Raw genomic sequence first — 17,744 nt, forward strand, 5'->3', positions numbered from 1 at the left:
AAGAGAGAGCCGCACCATGAGCACACAGAAATGGCATGGGCATGACATAGCCGCCAAGGTCGCGCGTGCCGCCGCCGTCGTCGGCTGCACCGCGCTCGTGCTGTCCGTCACCGGGCCGGGGGCGCAGGCCGCCGCCGGTCGTGATGTGGCCCGGCAGACCCTGCCCGCGAACGACGGCTGGGCCTCGTACGGGACGGGCACCACGGGCGGCGCCGACGCCGATGCCTCGCACGTCTACACCGTCAGCACCTGGGCCGAGTTCAAGGCGGCGCTGGCCGACGGCGGTTCCGCGCCGAAGATCATCAAGGTCAAGGGGACCATCGACGCCGTCTCCGAGGGCTGCGAGGCCTTCGCCGCCGACGGGTACGACTTCGACGCCTACCTGGAGAAGTACTCACCGGAGAACTGGGGCCTTGACACCGACCTGTCGGGGGAGCCCGCCGACAGTCCGGAAGGGCTGCGGGCCGCCTCCGCCGCCAACCAGAACAAGGTCATCAAGGCCGCCGTCCCCGCCAACACCACCATCATCGGCATCGGCGGGAACGCCGGCTTCAAGGGCGCCAGCCTCCAGATCACCGGCGTCGACAACGTCATCGTCCGCAACCTGACCTTCGAGAGCCCCATCGACTGCTTCCCGCAGTGGGACCCCACCGACGGCTCCAACGGCAACTGGAACTCCGAGTACGACACCGCCGTGGTCTACGGCTCCACCCACGTCTGGATGGACCACAACACCTTCACCGACGGCACCCACCCCGACAGCGCCGCGCCCACCTACTTCGGCATGCTCTACCAGCAGCACGACGGCGAGCTCGACATCGTCAAGGGCGCCGACTACGTCACCGCCTCCTGGAACGTCTTCACCGAGCACGACAAGACGATCCTCATCGGCAACAGCGACAGCGCCGCCACGACGGCGATCGACCGGGGGCACCTGAAGGTCACCTTCCACCACAACCTGTTCTCGGACCTCGTCGAGCGCGCCCCGCGCGTCCGGTTCGGGCAGGTTGACTCCTACAACAACCACTTCGTGGCCAACGACGACTTCGCCTACAGCTTCGGCATCGGCAAGGAGTCCCAACTGGTCGCCGAGCACAACGCGTTCACGCTGCCCGAGGGGATCAGCGCGGCCAAGGTGCTCAAGCGGTGGAACGTCTCCCCGCTCACCGCCGCCGACAACTACGTCAACGGCGAGGTCACCGACCTGATCGCGGTCCACAACGCCGAGATCCCCGCCGAGACCCTGGAGTCAGGCGCCGGCTGGACCCCCACCCTGCGTACCAAGGTCGACCCCGCCCAGGCGGTCCCCGGCATCGTCGACCACCGCGCGGGCGCCGGCCGCATCTGCTGACGCCCGCCCGCCGAACGGCCGGGGCGGACCGCATCGCACTTCTCACCCGGAGTGCGCCGCCCCGGCCCACACCCCCCACGCGAGGAAAACCCCTGAGCCGCACTCCCAAGGAGCACCCGCATGTCCTCGCCCCACGATCGACTCCCCCTTTCCGGAATCTCCAGACTCTCCAGAAGGGGATTCCTGACAGCGAGCACCGGCGCGGCCGCCGCCCTCGCCCTCGCGCCCACCCCCGCGCTCGCGGCCGGCCGCCCCTTCGGCCGCTTCGGCTCCCCGGCCCGGCGCCTCACCCCGAAGACGCTCTACGTCGACCAGGCCGGCCGGGGTGACTTCACCACCGTCCAGTCCGCGGTGACCGCCGCCACCACCGCCGGACACACCCTTGTCATCGCCCCGGGCGAGTACCGCGAGACCGTCGCCGCCGGGGTGGTCGACCCCGCCACCGGTCAACTCACCGAAGCCGCGAGCGAGATGACCTGGATCGGCGCGAGCGAGGACCCCCGTGACGTCGTCATCGTCTACGACAACGCGGCCGGCACCCTCAAGCCCGACGGCTCCGGCACCTACGGCACCACCGGCTCGGCCACCACCCTGATCCGCCCCGACGGCTTCACCGCCCGCTGGATCACCTTCGCCAACGACTGGCTGCGCGCCGACCACCCCGGCATCTCCGGCACCCAGGCGGTCGCCATCAAGATCCTCGGCGACCGCTCGGCCTTCCACCACTGCCGCTTCCTCGGCCACCAGGACACCCTGTACGCCGACTCCTTCGCCAAGACCGTCTTCGCCCGCCAGTACTTCGCGCACTGCTATGTCGAGGGCGACGTCGACTTCGTCTTCGGCCGCGCGACGGCCGTGTACGAGCAGTGCCACTTCCGCACCCTGACCCGCACCGACCTGGCCGCCGCCCCCTACGGCTTCGTCTTCGCGCCCTCCACCGTCGGCGACAACCCGCGCGGCTACCTGGTCCTGCGCGGCCGCGTCAGCAGCGAGGCCCCCGACGGCTACTACAAGCTGGCCCGCCCCTGGGTGCCCAGCTCCGACACCACGGCCCGCCCTTCGCTGGTGGTCAGGGACACCCACCTCGGCGCGGGCATCGACGCGGTCGCCCCCTACACCAACATGTCGGACGCCTACCCCTGGCAGAACCAGCGCTTCGCCGAGTACCGCAACTCCGGCCCCGGCGCCGAGATCACCGTCCCGGAGAACCGCCCCCAACTCACCGACGAACAGGCCGAGTCGGCGACCCGAGCGGCCTACCTCGGTGACTGGCAGCCCTGGAAGGAGGGGTGCTGAGATGCGCCGACGCACCCTGCTGACCGGCATAGTCGGCGGACTCGTCGCCGTCGGCACGACCCCCGCCTTCGCGAGCGCCCGCCGCGTCCTGCACGTCCACCCCGGCGGCTCCGTCCAGGCCGCCGTGGACGCCGCCGACGGCCCCGGCTGGACAATCTTCGTACACCCGGGAACGTACCGCGAGGTCGTCAACATCCCAGCGGGCAAGGCCGAGTTGACCATCCGAGGCGCCTCCTGCGACCCGCGCGACACGGTCATCGTCCACGACAACGCCAACGGCACCCAGAAGCCCGACGGTTCAGGCACCTACGGCACCGCCGGCTCGGCCACCTTCACCTCGGCGGCCCCCGGACTGACCGTCCGCGACCTGACCCTCGCCAACGACTGGCTGCGCGCCGACCACCCCGAGATCACGGGAACGCAGGCCGTCGCGGCCTACACCTACGGCGACCGCACCCACTTCGAGAACGTCCGGCTGCTCGCCCACCAGGACACCCTGTTCGTCGAGACGACCGCGCTCACCTCCTTCGACCGCCAGTACTTCCACCACTGCTACATCGAAGGCGACGTCGACTTCGTCTTCGGCCGGGCCACCGCCGTCTTCGAGGACTGCCACTTCCACACCCTCCAGCGAGACGTCACCTTCACCCCGAAGGGCATGGTCTTCGCCCCCTCCACCGCCCGCGCCAACCCGTACGGCATCCTCGCCGTCCGCTCCCGCATCACCTCCGGCGCCGAGGACGCGGCGTACAAGCTGGCGAGGCCGTGGGTCCCCTCGTACGAGACGACCGCCTGGCCGTCCCTCGTCGTACGGGACAGCTGGATCGGGCCGGGCATCGACCCCGTCACGCCGTACACCAACATGCGGGAGGCGTATCCCTGGCAGACCATGCGGTTCCGGGAGTACGGCAACACGGGTCCGGGCGCCGTGACTTCGGTCCCGGAGAACCGGCCGCAGCTCACGGACGCGGAAGCGGAGGTACACACCCGCCGGACGTACCTCGGCGACTGGCGACCGCATGTACGCCCCTGACAGCCTCCACCCGGCGCTGAAGAAGGAGCTCACCTTCCCGCTCGCCTGGGGCACTTCGCCGATCCGCGACTTCCGGGAGTGGCGGCGAGCCGCCCGGGCCAAGGTCGAGGAGTGCCTCGTCGTCGAGCGGCAGGACGAGACACCGTACGCGCCCGAGTACGCCGGGACGTTCCAAGTCGACGGCTGCACACGGGAGTTGGTGACCCTGTCCCTCACCCGGTACGAACGCGTCCGGGCCGCCCTGCTCACCCCGCAGGGCCCCGGGCCCTTTCCCGCAGTGCTGTTGCTCCACGACCACGGGGCCGAGTTCGACATCGGCAAGGAGAAGCTGATCCGGCCCTGGTACGACGACACCCGGCTCGCCTCCGCGCAGGCGTGGGCGGACCGGTACTTCGGCGGCCGGTTCATCGGTGACGAACTCGCCCGGCGCGGTTATGTCGTGCTGTGTGCGGACGCTCCCGGCTGGGGCGACCGCGGACCGATCACCTACGACGAACAGCAGGCCCTGGCAAGCACCTTCTACCACCTCGGCTCCTCCCTCGCCGGACTCATGGCCCGCGAGGACGCCCGCGCCGCCGACTTCCTGGCGGGCCTCGACCGGGTGCGCGGGGTAGCCGCCCTCGGCTTCTCCATGGGTGGCTACCGCGCCTGGCAGACCGCCGCGCTGACCGACTCCGTGAGCGCGGCCGTCGCCGCCTGCTGGATGACCGGCCTCAAGGAAATGATGGTGCCCGGCAACAACACGCTGCGCGGGCAGTCGGCGTACTACATGCTCCACCCGGGACTTTCCCGGCATCTCGACTTCCCCGACGTGGCGAGCATCGGCGCCCCCAAGCCGATGTACTTCCTCGACGGCGAGCAGGATCCGCTGTTCCCCGCCGAGGGCGTCCAGGCCGCCTACGCCAAGCTGCGCGCCGTCTGGACCTCCCGCCACGCCGAGGAGCGGCTCCGTACCGAGATCTGGCCGGGGCTCGGCCATGTCTTCACGGCGCCGATGCAGGACGAGGTCTTCCACTGGCTCGACCACGCCCTGTGAACCGTCCCCCCATCCCCGCAGTACGAGAAAGGACCGCACTCCATGTCTCGTCGTACCGCTCTCGCCACCACGGCAGCCCTCGCCCTCGGCGCCGGGCTCGCCGTCCTCCCCACCCAGGCCCAGGCGGCCACGGTCGTCGTCGACACGACCGCCGAGCTGACCAGCGCCATCTCCAGTGCCACCGCCGGCACGGTCATTCAGGTCCGCGGCGGCACCTACTACCCGACGGCCACCCTCCAGTCGACGACCAACGGCACCTCGTCCTCGCCGGTCCAGCTCACCGCGTACGGCTCGGAGACCGTGAAGATCGACGGTTCCTCCCTCCCCGACGGCGACTGGATCTTCAAGCTGACCGCGGACTACTGGAACGTCTCCAACATCACCTTCCAGAACTCCCCGGACAGCGCGGTCGTCTGCCAGTCCTGCACCGGCACGGTCTGGAGCAACATCAAGACCATCAACGGCGGCGACTCCGGCTTCACGCTCACCGGCGACGGGACTGTCAACAACACGGTCAAGAACATCGACTCCTACGGCCACTACGACGCCGCCAACCACGGCGAGAACGCCGACGGCATCGCCGTGAAGTACGGCTCAGGGACCGGCAACCTGATCACCGGTGCCCGTCTCTACAACAACAGCGACGACGGCATCGACTTCTGGTCCTTCTCCTCGCCCGTCACCGTCGAGCACACCTGGTCCTTCGGCAACGGCGTCAACCGCTGGTCCGACTCCGCCTTCGCGGGCGACGGCAACGGCTACAAGCTGGGCGGCGACGGCGAGGTCGTCGCGCATGTCGTCAACAACTCCGCCGCCTGGGGCAACGCCGGAAACGGGTTCACCGAGAACTCTAATACCGGGGCGATCGTGATCAACCGGACCACCGCCTACGCCAACAGCAAGTGGGGCTACTACTTCGCCACCGGCGCCGCCAAGCTCGGCAAGAACCTCGCCGTCAGCAATGGCAGCGGCCTCGTGAGCAAGAGCAGCTCCGTCGTCTCCTCCGGGAACAACTGGGACTCCGGGATCTCCACGCCGTCCTTCATCTCCACGGACGCGTCGACGACGTACAACGCCCGCAGCTCCAGCGGCACCCTGCCCGCCACGACGTTCCTCACCACCGGCTCGTCGACCATCGGGGCCACGATGAACTGACCACATGTCGATAAACCGGGGCGCTTGACCCGTTTTTTGCCTGTGAAGGAGGTATCGATCAGGCAACGGGTCTCGCGCCCTCCGGGGTGACGCGCGTAGAACTCTGTCATGCATAAGCCACTGCGTATCGCGGCCATAGCCGCCGCGTGTGCCGTCGCCGGTGCCGGCCTCTACGGCGCCGGCGCGGCCACGGCCGGCCAGTCCACCGCCAACAGCACCCACGAGCCCTACAACATCGGGCTCCTGGTCAAGGACATCGACACCTACTACGGCACCACGCTCGACGCCAACGGCGTCTACCAGGCGTCGGCCGACAGCCAGTACGCCAAGGACCTGGCCAGGATCGACGCCATCGCGAAGAAGCAGATCGACAAGGCCGCTCGCAAGGCCCTCAGGAAGGGCGAGAAGCCCGCGGTCGTCTTCGACATCGACGACACGCTGCTCCTCAGCCTCGACTACGAGAAGAAGACCAACTACACGTACAACTCGACCACGTGGGCCGAGTACGTGAACAAGGCCGACCGCCCGGCGGTCTTCGGCACCCCCGAGCTCGTGCAGTACGCCGAGTCCAAGGGCGTCGAGGTCTTCTACAACTCGGGTCTGTCCGAGGCCCAGCGTTCCGCCGCCGTCGCGAACCTGAAGAAGGTCGGCGCCGACGTGAACCTCGACACCGACCACGTGTTCCTCAAGGACAAGGCCAACCCGCCGTCCTACCTGAGCGCGTGCGCCACCCCGGGTACCTGGACCTGCACCACCGTGCAGTACAAGTCCGGCACCCGTAAGCACATCGAGGAGGACCTCGGGTACTCCATCGTCGCCAACTTCGGCGACCAGTACAGCGACCTCGAAGGCGGCTACGCCGACGAGACGTACAAGCTCCCGAACCCGACGTACTTCGTCAGCTGAGCCCGTTCAACGACGTACGGGTCTGATCCCTTCCAGGGTCGGCAGCACCGGCTCGATCGATCCGTCGGCCGCGAACGTCATACGGTCGACGGTCGTCTCCCGGTGCATGCCGTCCCCGCCCGCTCTGCCCGGCCCGTTCAGGGCGAACCGGTGATAGACGAGGTACCAGTCGTCGGTGCCGGGCACGTTCACCACGGAGTGGTGACCGGTGGCGAGGATGCCGTACTCGGGACGCTTCGACAGGACCGTCCCCTTCTTGGTCCACGGACCGAGCGGGGACGGTCCCGTCGCATAGGCGACGTGGTAGTCCTCACTGCGGGTGTCGTCCTCGGACCACATGAAGTAGTACGTCCCCTTGCGCTTGATCACGAAGGACCCCTCGCGGAAGTCGTCCGGGGTGATGTCCTTGATCTTCGCCGGGTCGTACGAGGTCATGTCGGCGTTCAGCGGCACGACGTATCCGTGGCCGTTGCCCCAGTAGAGATACGACGTGCCGTCGTCGTCCGTGAAGACGGCGGGGTCGATCATCTGCCCTGGCAGTGAACCGCCCTTCGCCACCAGCGGCTTGCCCAGCGCGTCCTTGAACGGCCCGGCGGGGGAGTCCGCCACCGCCACACCGATCTGCTGCTCGGCGCAGAAGTAGAAGTAGTACTTCCCGTCCCGCTCGGCGATCGCCGGCGCCCACGCGTACGTGTCCGCCCAGGTGACGTCCGCACCGAGGTCCAGGATGACCCCGTGGTCCTGCCAGTGGACCAGGTCCTTCGACGAGTACGCCTTGAACCGCGTCCCGCCCCAGCCCTCGAAGCCGTCGGTGGTCGGGTAGATCCAGTACTCGCCGTCGAGAAAGCGCACGTCCGGGTCGGCGTGGAGGCCGGGGAGGACGGGACTGCCGGTCCGCACCGCCTCGACCGTCCAGGCGCGCCGGGTGCCGTCCGCCGCCGTCACGGTGTACGTCTGCGGCTTGCGGAAGTCCCGGCGCGTCCCGGACTCGGGGCTGACCGAGGCGCCTTCACCGATCGCGAGCTCCGGTGCGAGCCGCGACAGATCCGCGCCCGGCTCCATCGGCAGCACGACCTTCGACGAGGCCTCCGTGACGATGGCGTACCCCTTCTGGTCCTTCGCCGTCACGTCCACGACCGAGGTGGGCGTCGAGGGGTAGGCCGCCAGTAGCCGGTCGTACTCGGCCCGCGTCACCGGAAGTACCGTGCCGTGCCGGGGACTTGCCGGGAGCTGGTAGTCCGTCGACGGGGTCCACTGCCCCGAGTCGAGGTCGGTCGTCTCGAAGGGGACGTACCCGCGACCGCCGTACTCGTCGATGAACAGGTACCACTTCTCCTCGGTGTTGGACTTGAACACCGTCGGCCCCTCACCGCGCGAGACCGCGCCGCTGCCGATGCAGTCCGCCACGAATTCGTACGACGTCGAGGTCAGGGACGTCGACTTCTCCGCGGTGATGAACTTCGAGCCGGGGCCGGCGGAGCCGGGGTCCCGCTCGTCCTTGGTGTACCGGTAGTAAGTGCCGTGGTGCTGAACGACAGTTGAGTCGATGACCGAGTAGCCCGGGTCGGCCCAGACCTTCGGTTCGCTGAAGGTGCGGAAGTCCTTCGTGGTGGCGTACAGCATCTTGTTGTACGTCGAGCCGGTGTGGTCGGGGTCGTCGTCGGCGTACAGCTTGGACGCCCAGAAGACGACGTACTCGCCGAGCTCGGAGTCGTAAGAGGCCTCAGGGGCCCAGGTGTTGCCCGCGTTGTCGGGGGCGACCCTCACCAGGCGCTGGTCGGTCCAGTGGACCAGGTCGGTGGACTCCCAGACCATGACCGACGTGCTGCCGTGCCGCTGGACGTGGTCCCAACTGCCGCTGCTGTTGCGGTACATGCGCAGATCGGTGGCGATCAGGAAGAACCTGTCACCCTCGGGGGAGCGGATCACGAACGGGTCGCGCAGCCCCTTCTCGCCGGTCGTCGAGGCCAGGACCGGCTGTCCGGCGTTCAGCTCACGCCAGTGCAGCGGGTCGTCGCCGCGGCTGAGGGCGTAGCGGATCTGCTCGCCGTCGGCGGTGCCCTCACCGGTGAAGTAGGCGAAGAGATAGCCGACGAACGCGGTGCGGGGGCGCATGACACATCCTGTGTGAGTCTGGGGGTTTGTGTTCGATCGGAGTGTCATCGGTGGGGCGGGAGGCGTCAATCGGTGGGCGGGGGACGGTGGGCACCGAAAGTTTCGATCGATCTTCACGGGGCGCGGCAACCTTTCGTGGACGTGCGGCGACCTGGATGCAGAAGCGGGCCGGGGCGGCCCCTCCGGTCCGCTTCGTCCTCATCGCCTAGGAAAGGAACGCCCAGTGCGTCAGAGCACCGGCCGCCATCGCAGGACCCGTACGCTCTCCGTCGCCGCCGCGGTGGCGGTCGCCGCGGGGGCGGGCGGCGTCTACCTCGGCCTCTCGAACGGCGGCGCCCAGGCCGCGTCGACGACGGTCACCGTGAGCAGCACGGCTCAGCTGGAAGCGGCCGTCAAGAACGCCATCGCCGGGACCACGATCCAGGTCCGCGCGGGCACGTACTATCCGACGGCCACCCTCAAGTCGACCGTCAACGGCACGAGTTCGGCGCGGATCACGCTCCAGGCGTACGGCAGCGAGAAGGTCAAGATCGACGGCTCGAAGCTGCCCGACGGCTCCTGGCTCGCCGGGATCTACGGGGACTACTGGACCGTCTCAAACATCACCTTCCAGAACTCGCCGGCCCAGGGCTTCGTCGCCACCTCGTCGGTGGGCGGTGTCTTCAAGAACCTCGTCACCGCCAACAACGGCGACTCCGGGTTCACGCTGCGCGGCGACGGCACCACGAACAACCTCGTGCAGAACCTGGACAGTTACGGCAACTACGACCCCGCCGGGCACGGTCAGAACGCCGACGGGATCGCCATCAAGTTCGGCTCCGGGACGGGGAACAAGGTCACCGGCGCTCGCCTTTACAACAACTCGGATGACGGCCTCGATCTCTGGCAGTTCTCCTCGCCCGTCACCATCGAGCACTCCTGGGCCTTCGGCAACGGCAAGAACCGCTGGAACGACTCGGCCTTCGAGGGCAACGGCAACGGGTACAAGCTGGGCGGCGGGGGTGTCACGGTCGCGCATGTCGTCAACAACAACGCGGCCTGGGACAACACGCTGAACGGGTTCACCGAGAACTCCAACCCGGGTGCGATCGTCCTGAACCGCAACACGGCGTACGCCAACGCCGAGGCGGGCTTCTACTTCGCCACGGGCAAGGCCCGGCTGGCCCGGAACCTCGCGGTGAGCAACAAGGGCGGGCTGTCCAAGCTGGGCTCGTCGACCGTGTCCGCGGCGAACAACTGGGACAGCGGGGTGTCGGTGCCGTCCTTCAAGTCGACGGATGCCGCTACCGCGTATGCCTCCCGGCAGGCGAACGGGGCGCTTCCGGCCACGACGTTCTTGACGACCGGTTCGACGGCCATCGGATCCACCATGAACTGATCGTGGTTCGCGGGCTGCCGGCCGGCTGTGGCTGGTCGCGCCCACGCGGCGGAGCCGCAAATCGACACAGCCCCGCGCCCCCAGGTACGTGAACGCCCCGCAGGTCGTCACCTGCGGGGCGTCTCCGTGCCGGCCGAGGGGGGCTCGCCGGCGGCTGCTGGCCGAGGGGGGCTCAGGCCAGCAGGTCTATGCAGTCGAACGAGGTGCCGGCGCTGAGGTAGGCCGTGCCGCCCGAACCACTGACGATGTTGAGTTTCAGCACGTTGTACTGAGAGGGGTCCGTCTTCCACGCACTACTAGGGACGTTGAAGGTGAACGAATGGTTGTTCCCCCGGTATGAACCTGTGGTGAGAGAGCGGGTGCTGGGTTGTGCGGGAGCCGTGGGGATGGCCGAGACCCAGTCGTTCACGGTCACCCGCGGGCGCCCGTTGGAGAAGGCGTCCGTCACCCCGACCCTCAGAGTGTGCGCGGCGGCCGCTTGGGCGGCGGTCAACTTGAAGTAGACCAGGATCCCGTCGTTGACGTCCTTCCAGATGTACGCCGGGAAGGAGGCCGCCTCGCCGCCGCTGCCGATGGTGACGTTGCCGGTCCACTTCGCCGCGCGGGCGTCGGAGGGATGGGCGTACGTCATCAGCGCGGCGTTCTTGAACTCACCGGGGGTGCCGTCCCAGTCGCCGAGCCGCCAGACGGTCTTCGCGGCACTGGGGTCACCGCTGATCGTCAGGCTGTTCAGGGACGTCGTACCGCCCGCCGTGACCTTCACCGACGCGGTGTGCACGGCGAGTTCGCCCTTGTAGACGGTGAGCGTGTACGTCCCCGGCAGCATCCCCTTGCAGGAGAAGCCGCCCGTGCCCGCGGCGGCCTTCGCCCAGTACTGGGCGTCCGCGTTGGCGAAGCCCACGGTGTAGGCGTACTTGGCGTCCATGCCCTTCAGGCCGACCCCCGCCACCTTGCCGCGGCCGGCCGCGCCGACCCAGCCGGTGATGCCGAGGCCGTCCACCCAGGAGGTGTCCAGCTTGGCGTGGAACAGCGACGACGACGGCGTACCGCCGTCGGTGAAGGCCAGGACGTACGGGCCCTGGAGGCCGAAGCGCTCCGGCTCCGTCTGGGCCTGGTTGTAGTGCAGGATCTCGTAGAGCCCCGCGCCCAGGTCGTTGGAGTGGCGCAGCAGCGAGCGGTAGAAGGGGCCGCCGGAGGCCTTCTCGTGGTGGGAGCGGACCATCCAGAGGCCGACCGAGCCCGTGGTGAAGCCGACGTGGTCGTAGTCGATGACCCGCTGGCCCGAGTAGTGCTTGGAGTGGGTCGTGCCGTCGGCGCGCCTCCAGACGTCACCGGCCTCGATGACCTTGTCGGAGGCCTCGATCCAGGAGTCCGAGCCCTCGTTGGGGAACATCCCGGGCTTGAGGCGGACGATGAAGCGGGTCGCCGTGAAGGAGGCGTCGGCCTTGTTCGTCCAGAGGTAGACGTTGTTCTGGCCGCTGCGGGCCGCGTACCACTGGGTGATCGCGCCGTGCACGACCTTCACCAGGACCGTCGTACCGGACTGCTTGATCGTGACCGTGGAGGCGCCGAGGCCGGACTCGACGTGCGAGTGCTTGCCGCCGTAGCCCTCGTACTCCTTGCCCTTGTAGGCGAGGGACGTGAGGTCGCCCGTCGACTTGGAGACCTTGAAGACGAGGGAGGCCCCGGTGTCGATGACGTAGTTCTTGCCGTCGTCCGTGTAGCCGAAGGTCGCGGCGGACGCGGACGAGAGGAGGCCGGTGCCTCCCGCGACGGCGGCGCCGGTGGCGGCGACGCCGATCGCGGAGGCGCCGAGGACACGTCTGCGCGTCAGGCGCTTGCGGTGCCCGCTCACTGGTACGACAGGTCGGACGAGGTGAACCGGCAGAATGTGCCGTCCGGTCCGACGCCCAACTGCGTCGGTTCCGCCCCGGTGTTGTTGCCCTTGAAGCGGGTGCACGTCTTGATCTTCTTGCCGCTGTCCCCGTGGATACGGACGTTGCGCAGCGCGGCCGTGTCGCCGTAGTTCTGGTTGATGCCCACGATCGAGTTCATCGGCGCGGTGACGTCCACGTCGTTGATGATGACTGTGCGCTTGTACTGCGTGGAGCAGTTGCCGCAACTGCGCACCAGCTTGCCGGAGTTCTCGACCTGGAACTTCGAGACGACCAGCTTGCCGGCGCCGTTGAACTGCAACACCTTGTCGGACCCGTTCTTCGCGCCGCCGCCGTAGACCGTGTAGACCGACGAGGAGGACTTGCCCTTGAAGGTGGCCGCGTCCTCGCCGACATCCGTCCACCAGACGTTCTGAAGGGTGCAGCTGCCCAGGCAGTGGACGCCGTCCGCGGCCGGGCTGCCGATGATCACGTTCTTCAGGACGGCACCGTCGGCCAGCTGGAAGACCGGGTCCTGGCCCTCGTCCTGGCTGTCGCCGCCGAGGGCGCCGCTGCCGTAGAACTGCTTGTAGCCGCCGTTGTAGGTGCCCGTGACCTTGATCGTGCTGCTCACGGCCTGCTTGCCGGTGGCGGCCGGCCAGGAGGACGCGGCGCCCGCGGAGGACAGCATCGTCGTCGTGACGATCGCCGCGCCCGTGAGGCCGAGGGCCGCGGAACCCGCGATCACCGCCCGGCGCTTGGAGACCCGGCGACGGTGGCGGACGCGCTGTTCTGCTCGTGCAGTCATGCCCATTCCTTGCGTGGGAGAGGATCCTTGCGTCTCCTGGTCGCCACGGGTGGAGAAAGGGTTGCCGCGCCTCCGGAATTTTTTTACGGGTCCTGGACGGCTCGCTTACGAGTCCCCGTCGTCCGACGCGTCGTCGCCGCTGTGGGCCGCGAAGTCGCCCTTCACCGCGAGCTGTTCGCCGCCCGCCGTGCCGGTCGCCGTGTACGTGTCGCCGGCCGCGTCCCGCCCGCCGCGCTCATGGTCGTACTGCCCCGCGAACACCCACTCGCCCTTGGCGACCTTGCGGCCCTCCTTGAGCGTCCAGGTGTAGACGAGGAAGCCGTCCTTCTCCTCGGTGGTGAGGGTGAAGTCGTCCTCCGGCAGCGAGCGCCAGGCCCCGGTGGAGGTGACCCCGCCGGTCTGCGCGACCTTCAACTGCACGGTGAGCGCGGTGAGTTCCTCGGACGTCTTGAGCGTGATGTTGCTCTGCGCCCAGAAGTCGTTGCTGTGCGGGTCGACCGAGCCGTCCGACCAGAGCGGGCCGTCCTCCTCGCCGTCGGCGGTCGCGGCGGGCGGCTGAGCGGTCGCCGTCGCGTCGGGGCGGGCCGAGGGCGTGCTGCTGGGCTGGGACTCCTGCTCGGTCCTGCCCGGTGACGGCTCGGCCGTCCTGATCGGCGCCCGGCTCGTCGCGTCCGGGGACGGTTCGGGCGTCGCCGTGGTCGCCACGGTCTGCTGCGGGCCGTCGTCCTTCACGGCCGAGGCCACCGCGTAGCCGCCGATGCCGAGCACACACGCGACCGCAGCCGTGGCGCTGACCACCCGCACCCAGCCGAACACCGGCGGCCGGGTGGCCCGGTGGTCGGGGCGGGTCTCCTCGGCCATGCCGCGCTCCACCCGCGCCAGGATGCGCGCGCGGTCCGGCTCGTGCTGTCCGGCCGCCTCGTGCAGCCGGGCGCGCAGCTCGTCATGCACGTCCTGCTGCCTCATCGGGTCCGTCCTCCGGTCTCGCCGCCGCGCGCCATGGCCACGGCCACCTTCTGGGGTACGCCCTGGGAGCCGAGCAGCCGTTGCAGTTCGGCCATGCCCTTGGACGTCTGGGACTTAACCGTACCCACGGAAACACCGAGGGCGAGAGCGGTGTCCTTCTCCGACAGGTCGAACGCGTGCCGCAGCACCACGCACGCCCGCTTGCGGAACGGCAGCCTGCGCAGCGCCTCCTGGACATCGACGACACCCGCTATGTCCGGGTTCTCCGTCTTCTCCTCGCGCTGCGACCAGAACAGCGCGATCCGCCGCCGCTCCCGGACCGCGCTGCGGATGCGGGTGCGGGCCAGATTGGCGACGACGCCACGGGCGTACGCCGCCGGGTGATCGGCCGCGCGTACCCGGTCCCAGCGGTTCCACAGCGCGAGCAGCGCGTCCGCCGCGAGATCGTCCGCCGCGTCCGACTCGCCGGTCAACAGGCGGGCGAGACGCGACAGTTCGGCATAGTGGCGCTCGAAGAAGGCGTGGAACTCCACGGAGGCTGCGTCGTCGACGACCGTGCCCACGGGCGAAACCTCCCTGTGTCTGTCATGTGAATGACATGTGATCATCCGGAGGTGGGCCCGGATGAGATCCGGAAGCGTAGCAGTGATCAACGGTTCGGTTCGTACGGGGCTTCGAACGGAGTCTGGCGGGCCGACCCCGATTCCGTAACACGATGAAAACCTGAAACGCGTTCAACGCGGGAACAATCCAGCCAGCATCCGCACACAGATCAGTTCAGGCAACAAGGAGTGTCCCCATGTCCACAACCGAGAAGGTGGCTGACCGGCAGGACGCCACGCCACCTGGCGTGAACGGCGTCGACCGGTTCTTCAAGATCTCCGAGCGGGGGTCCAGCTTCGCCCGTGAGATACGCGGCGGCTTCGCCACGTTCTTCACGATGGCGTACATCCTTGTCCTGAATCCCATCATCCTGGGCAGCGCCAAGGACAAGTTCGGCGACACCCTCGATCCGGTCCAGCTCACCACCGCCACCGCCCTCGTGGCCGCGGTGATGACGATCATCATGGGCGTCGGCGGCAACCTCCCGCTCGCCCTCGCCGCGGGCCTCGGATTGAATGCAGTCGTCGCCTTCCAGATCGCTCCGCTGATGAGCTGGGACGACGCGATGGGCCTCGTGGTCCTCGAAGGCCTGCTGATCTGCGTCCTGGTGGTGACCGGTCTGCGCGAGGCCGTCATGCACGCGATCCCGCAGCCGCTCAAGCAGGCGATCAGTGTCGGTATCGGCCTGTTCATCGCCTTCATCGGCTTTGTCGACGCGGGCTTCGTGAGCCGTATCCCGGACATCGCGAACACCACCGTGCCCGTCCAGCTCGGCGGCACCGGCAGGCTCACCGGCTGGCCGATCCTCGTCTTCTGTCTCGGCGTCCTGCTGACCATCGGGCTGCTCGCCCGCAAGGTCAAGGGCGCGATCCTCATCAGCATCGTGACCATGACGGTCGTCGCGGTCATCATCAACTCGGCCGCCGACGTGAAGAGCTGGGGTCTGACCACGCCCGCGTGGCCCGACAAGCTGGTCGACACCCCCGACTTCGGACTGATCGGTCACTTCAGCCTGTTCGGGGCGTTCAGTGCGGCCGACGTCGGTGTCGTCACCGTCGTCCTGCTGATCTTCACCCTCATCCTGTCCGACTTCTTCGACACCATGGGCACGGTCGTCGGCATCAGCGCGGAGGCGGGGCTGCTGGACGAAGAGGGCAAGGTCCCCAACCTCGGCCGGGTGCTGCTCATCGACGGTGCGGCGGCGGTCGCGGGCGGCGCGGCGTCGTCGTCCTCCGCCACGTCGTACATCGAGTCGGCGGCGGGTGTCGGCGAGGGTTCGCGCACGGGCTTCTCGAACCTGATCACCGGTGGCCTGTTCGGACTCGCCCTGTTCCTGACGCCGCTCCTGACCATCGTGCCGCTCCAGGCCGCCGCGCCCGCGCTTGTCGCCGTCGGGTTCCTGATGATGACCCAGGTCAAGCACATCGACTGGGAGAAGTACGACATCGCGATCCCGGCGTTCCTGACGATCGCCGTGATGCCGTTCACGTACTCGATCACCAACGGGATCGGGGCGGGCTTCCTCGCATACGTCGTGATCAAGGTGGTGCTGGGGAAGGCGAAGGAGATCCACTGGCTGCTGTGGGGGACCTCGGTGCTGTTCCTGGTGTACTTCGCGATCGACCCGATCGAGCAGATCCTGGGCGTGAAGTGACGTGAGGGGTGGCTCCTTGAAGGGGCCACCCCTCATGCCTAGTTCTTGACCGCCGCTTCCATCATCGCCTTCGCCACCGGCGCCGCCAGGCCGTTGCCGCTGACCTCCGAGCGGGCCGCGTTCGACTGCTCCACCAGAACGGCCACCGCGACCTCCTTGTCCCCGGACTTCGCGTAGGACGTGAACCAGGCGTACGGCGTCTCGCTGTTGTTCTCGCCGTGCTGGGCCGTACCCGTCTTGCCGCCCACCGTCACGCCGTCGATCTTCGCGTTCGTGCCGGTGCCGTCCTCGACGACCGTCTGCATCGCGGACTGGAGCTGCTCGGCGGTGCCGGAGCTGACGACCTGGGTCGTGGACGCCTCGTCGTCGTAGTTCTCCAGGGTGTCGCCACCGCTGTCGGTGATCTGCGACACCATGTGCGGCGTGACCATCTTGCCGTCGTTGGCGATGGCCGCGGAGACCATGGCCATCTGGAGCGGGGTCGCGGTGACGTCGAACTGGCCGATGCCGGTGAGGGCCGTGGACGAGTCGTTCATGTCCGACGGGTAGACGCTGGTGTAGGCCCGGACCGGCACATCCTGGGACTCGTCGTTGAAGCCGAACTTCTCCGCCATCGCCCGCAGCTTGTCCTGGCCGAGGTTGTACGCCATCTTCGCGAAGACGTTGTTGCACGAGTACTGGAGCGCGGTGCGGATCGACGCGTTCTCACAGGGCGCGGACTTGTTCTCGTTCTCCAGCGGGGTGACCGTGCCCGGCAGGGTGTACGGGTCCGGGCTGTCGGTCTTCTCGTCCACCGACGAGTACAGCCCGTTCTCCAGCGCGGCCGCCGCCACGACCAGCTTGAACGTCGAACCCGGCGCCACCGGCTGCCGCAGCGCGCGGTTGGTCAGCGGCTTGTCCTCGTCCGCGTTGAGCTTCTTCCAGGCGCTGCCCGCCGTATTGGCGTCGGTCAGCGAGGACGGGTCGTACGACGGTGTCGACACGACGGCGAGGATCTTGCCGGTCTCCGGGTCGATCGCGACGGCCGCGCCCTTCTTGTCGCCGAGCGCGTCATAGGCGGCCTTCTGGACGTCCGGGTCGATCGTCGTGACCACGTTCCCCGGCTCGGCCCGCTCATTGGTGACCGTGTCCATGACCGACTTCAGCCGGCTGTCCGTGCCGTTGAGGAGGTCGGAGTAGATGCCCTCCAGCTGGGTCGGTGCGTACGCCTGCGAGGCGTAGCCCGTCACCGCGGCGTACAGCTCGCCGTCCTTGTACGTGCGCTTGTACTTGAGGTCGCTCCCTGTCGTCTTCGCGGAACCGGTGATCGACTCACCGGCCACGATGATGTTCCCCAGCGGCGACGAGTACGTCTCGATCGCGTTCCGCCGGTTGTCGCTGTCGTCCGCGAGTGCCTGGCCGTCGTAGAACTGCACCCAGGTCGCCCGAACCAGCAGAGCGAACACCAGGAGCAGCGCGAAGACCGATGCCCGCCTGATCGTCTTGTTCATTCCACCCGGGTAGACGACCGGGCGGATGGGAATCGTTCCCATCCGCCCGGTTTTCTCATGGGGTGTTCATGTAGGACGT

The 17,744-nt window shown here is 68.4% G+C and carries 14 protein-coding genes; 8 read left to right on the top strand and 6 right to left on the bottom strand.

Annotated elements, in window-relative coordinates; all coding sequences use genetic code 11:
- Positions 1-16 precede the first annotated feature (16 nt).
- The 6 genes from ABZ928_RS46155 to ABZ928_RS46180 all read left to right on the top strand — a co-directional run bounded on the left by ABZ928_RS46155 (position 17) and on the right by ABZ928_RS46180 (position 6,777).
- Positions 17-1,351: a pectate lyase gene (locus tag ABZ928_RS46155; protein WP_361533634.1), complete on the top strand. Its 1,335-nt coding sequence runs from the start codon at positions 17-19 to the stop codon at positions 1,349-1,351.
- A 120-nt stretch (positions 1,352-1,471) separates the two neighbouring features.
- Complete coding sequence (locus ABZ928_RS46160; protein WP_361533637.1) at positions 1,472-2,647, top strand: pectinesterase family protein; 1,176 nt, start codon at positions 1,472-1,474, stop codon at positions 2,645-2,647.
- Between the two features lies 1 nt (position 2,648).
- Entirely contained in the window at positions 2,649-3,680 is a 1,032-nt protein-coding gene (locus tag ABZ928_RS46165; RefSeq protein WP_361533640.1) for a pectinesterase family protein, read from the top strand.
- On the top strand, positions 3,667-4,716 hold the full coding sequence (locus tag ABZ928_RS46170) for a dienelactone hydrolase family protein (RefSeq protein ID WP_361533643.1): 1,050 nt from the start codon (positions 3,667-3,669) through the stop codon (positions 4,714-4,716). The genes ABZ928_RS46165 and ABZ928_RS46170 overlap by 14 nt, the downstream gene beginning before the upstream one ends.
- Before the next feature lie 42 nt (positions 4,717-4,758).
- The gene (locus tag ABZ928_RS46175; protein ID WP_361533646.1) at positions 4,759-5,871 is read left to right on the top strand and encodes a chondroitinase-B domain-containing protein; all 1,113 of its coding nucleotides are present in this window, start codon (positions 4,759-4,761) and stop codon (positions 5,869-5,871) included.
- Between the two features lie 108 nt (positions 5,872-5,979).
- Positions 5,980-6,777 (top strand): HAD family acid phosphatase, encoded by a 798-nt coding sequence (locus ABZ928_RS46180; RefSeq protein ID WP_361533649.1) that lies wholly within the window; start codon positions 5,980-5,982, stop codon positions 6,775-6,777.
- Positions 6,778-6,783: 6 nt separating this feature from the next.
- Here the strand turns inward: ABZ928_RS46180 and ABZ928_RS46185 are convergent, their stop codons facing one another.
- A complete protein-coding gene (locus tag ABZ928_RS46185) occupies positions 6,784-8,892 on the bottom strand; it encodes a family 43 glycosylhydrolase (protein WP_361533652.1) in 2,109 nt (702 codons plus the stop codon).
- Positions 8,893-9,115: 223 nt separating this feature from the next.
- Between ABZ928_RS46185 and ABZ928_RS46190 the strand changes: the two genes are divergently transcribed.
- Complete coding sequence (locus tag ABZ928_RS46190) at positions 9,116-10,270, top strand: right-handed parallel beta-helix repeat-containing protein (protein WP_361533655.1); 1,155 nt, start codon at positions 9,116-9,118, stop codon at positions 10,268-10,270.
- Positions 10,271-10,442: 172 nt separating this feature from the next.
- On the opposite strand, the gene ABZ928_RS46195 is transcribed toward ABZ928_RS46190, so the two are convergent.
- The 4 genes from ABZ928_RS46195 to ABZ928_RS46210 all read right to left on the bottom strand — a co-directional run bounded on the left by ABZ928_RS46195 (position 10,443) and on the right by ABZ928_RS46210 (position 14,481).
- Positions 10,443-12,125, bottom strand: a complete 1,683-nt coding sequence (locus ABZ928_RS46195) for a rhamnogalacturonan lyase B N-terminal domain-containing protein (protein ID WP_361533658.1) — start codon at positions 12,123-12,125, stop codon at positions 10,443-10,445.
- Positions 12,122-12,952, bottom strand: coding sequence for a pectate lyase (locus ABZ928_RS46200; protein ID WP_361533661.1), 831 nt, complete (start codon positions 12,950-12,952; stop codon positions 12,122-12,124). Before ABZ928_RS46200 ends, ABZ928_RS46195 begins: the two co-directional genes overlap by 4 nt.
- Positions 12,953-13,057: 105 nt before the next feature.
- A complete protein-coding gene (locus ABZ928_RS46205) occupies positions 13,058-13,918 on the bottom strand; it encodes a hypothetical protein (protein ID WP_361533664.1) in 861 nt (286 codons plus the stop codon).
- Positions 13,915-14,481, bottom strand: a complete 567-nt coding sequence (locus ABZ928_RS46210; protein ID WP_361533667.1) for a SigE family RNA polymerase sigma factor — start codon at positions 14,479-14,481, stop codon at positions 13,915-13,917. The genes ABZ928_RS46205 and ABZ928_RS46210 overlap by 4 nt, the downstream gene beginning before the upstream one ends.
- A gap of 236 nt (positions 14,482-14,717) precedes the next feature.
- Here ABZ928_RS46210 and ABZ928_RS46215 point away from each other — a divergent pair, with 236 nt between their 5' ends.
- Positions 14,718-16,175: an NCS2 family permease gene (locus tag ABZ928_RS46215; RefSeq protein WP_361533670.1), complete on the top strand. Its 1,458-nt coding sequence runs from the start codon at positions 14,718-14,720 to the stop codon at positions 16,173-16,175.
- Positions 16,176-16,213: 38 nt separating this feature from the next.
- Here the strand turns inward: ABZ928_RS46215 and ABZ928_RS46220 are convergent, their stop codons facing one another.
- On the bottom strand, positions 16,214-17,665 hold the full coding sequence (locus tag ABZ928_RS46220) for a penicillin-binding transpeptidase domain-containing protein (RefSeq protein WP_361533673.1): 1,452 nt from the start codon (positions 17,663-17,665) through the stop codon (positions 16,214-16,216).
- Positions 17,666-17,744 lie beyond the last annotated feature (79 nt).

The sequence above is a fragment of the Streptomyces sp. NPDC046909 genome, assembly GCF_040644695.1.
In the GTDB taxonomy this organism is placed as follows: Bacteria; Actinomycetota; Actinomycetes; order Streptomycetales; family Streptomycetaceae; genus Streptomyces.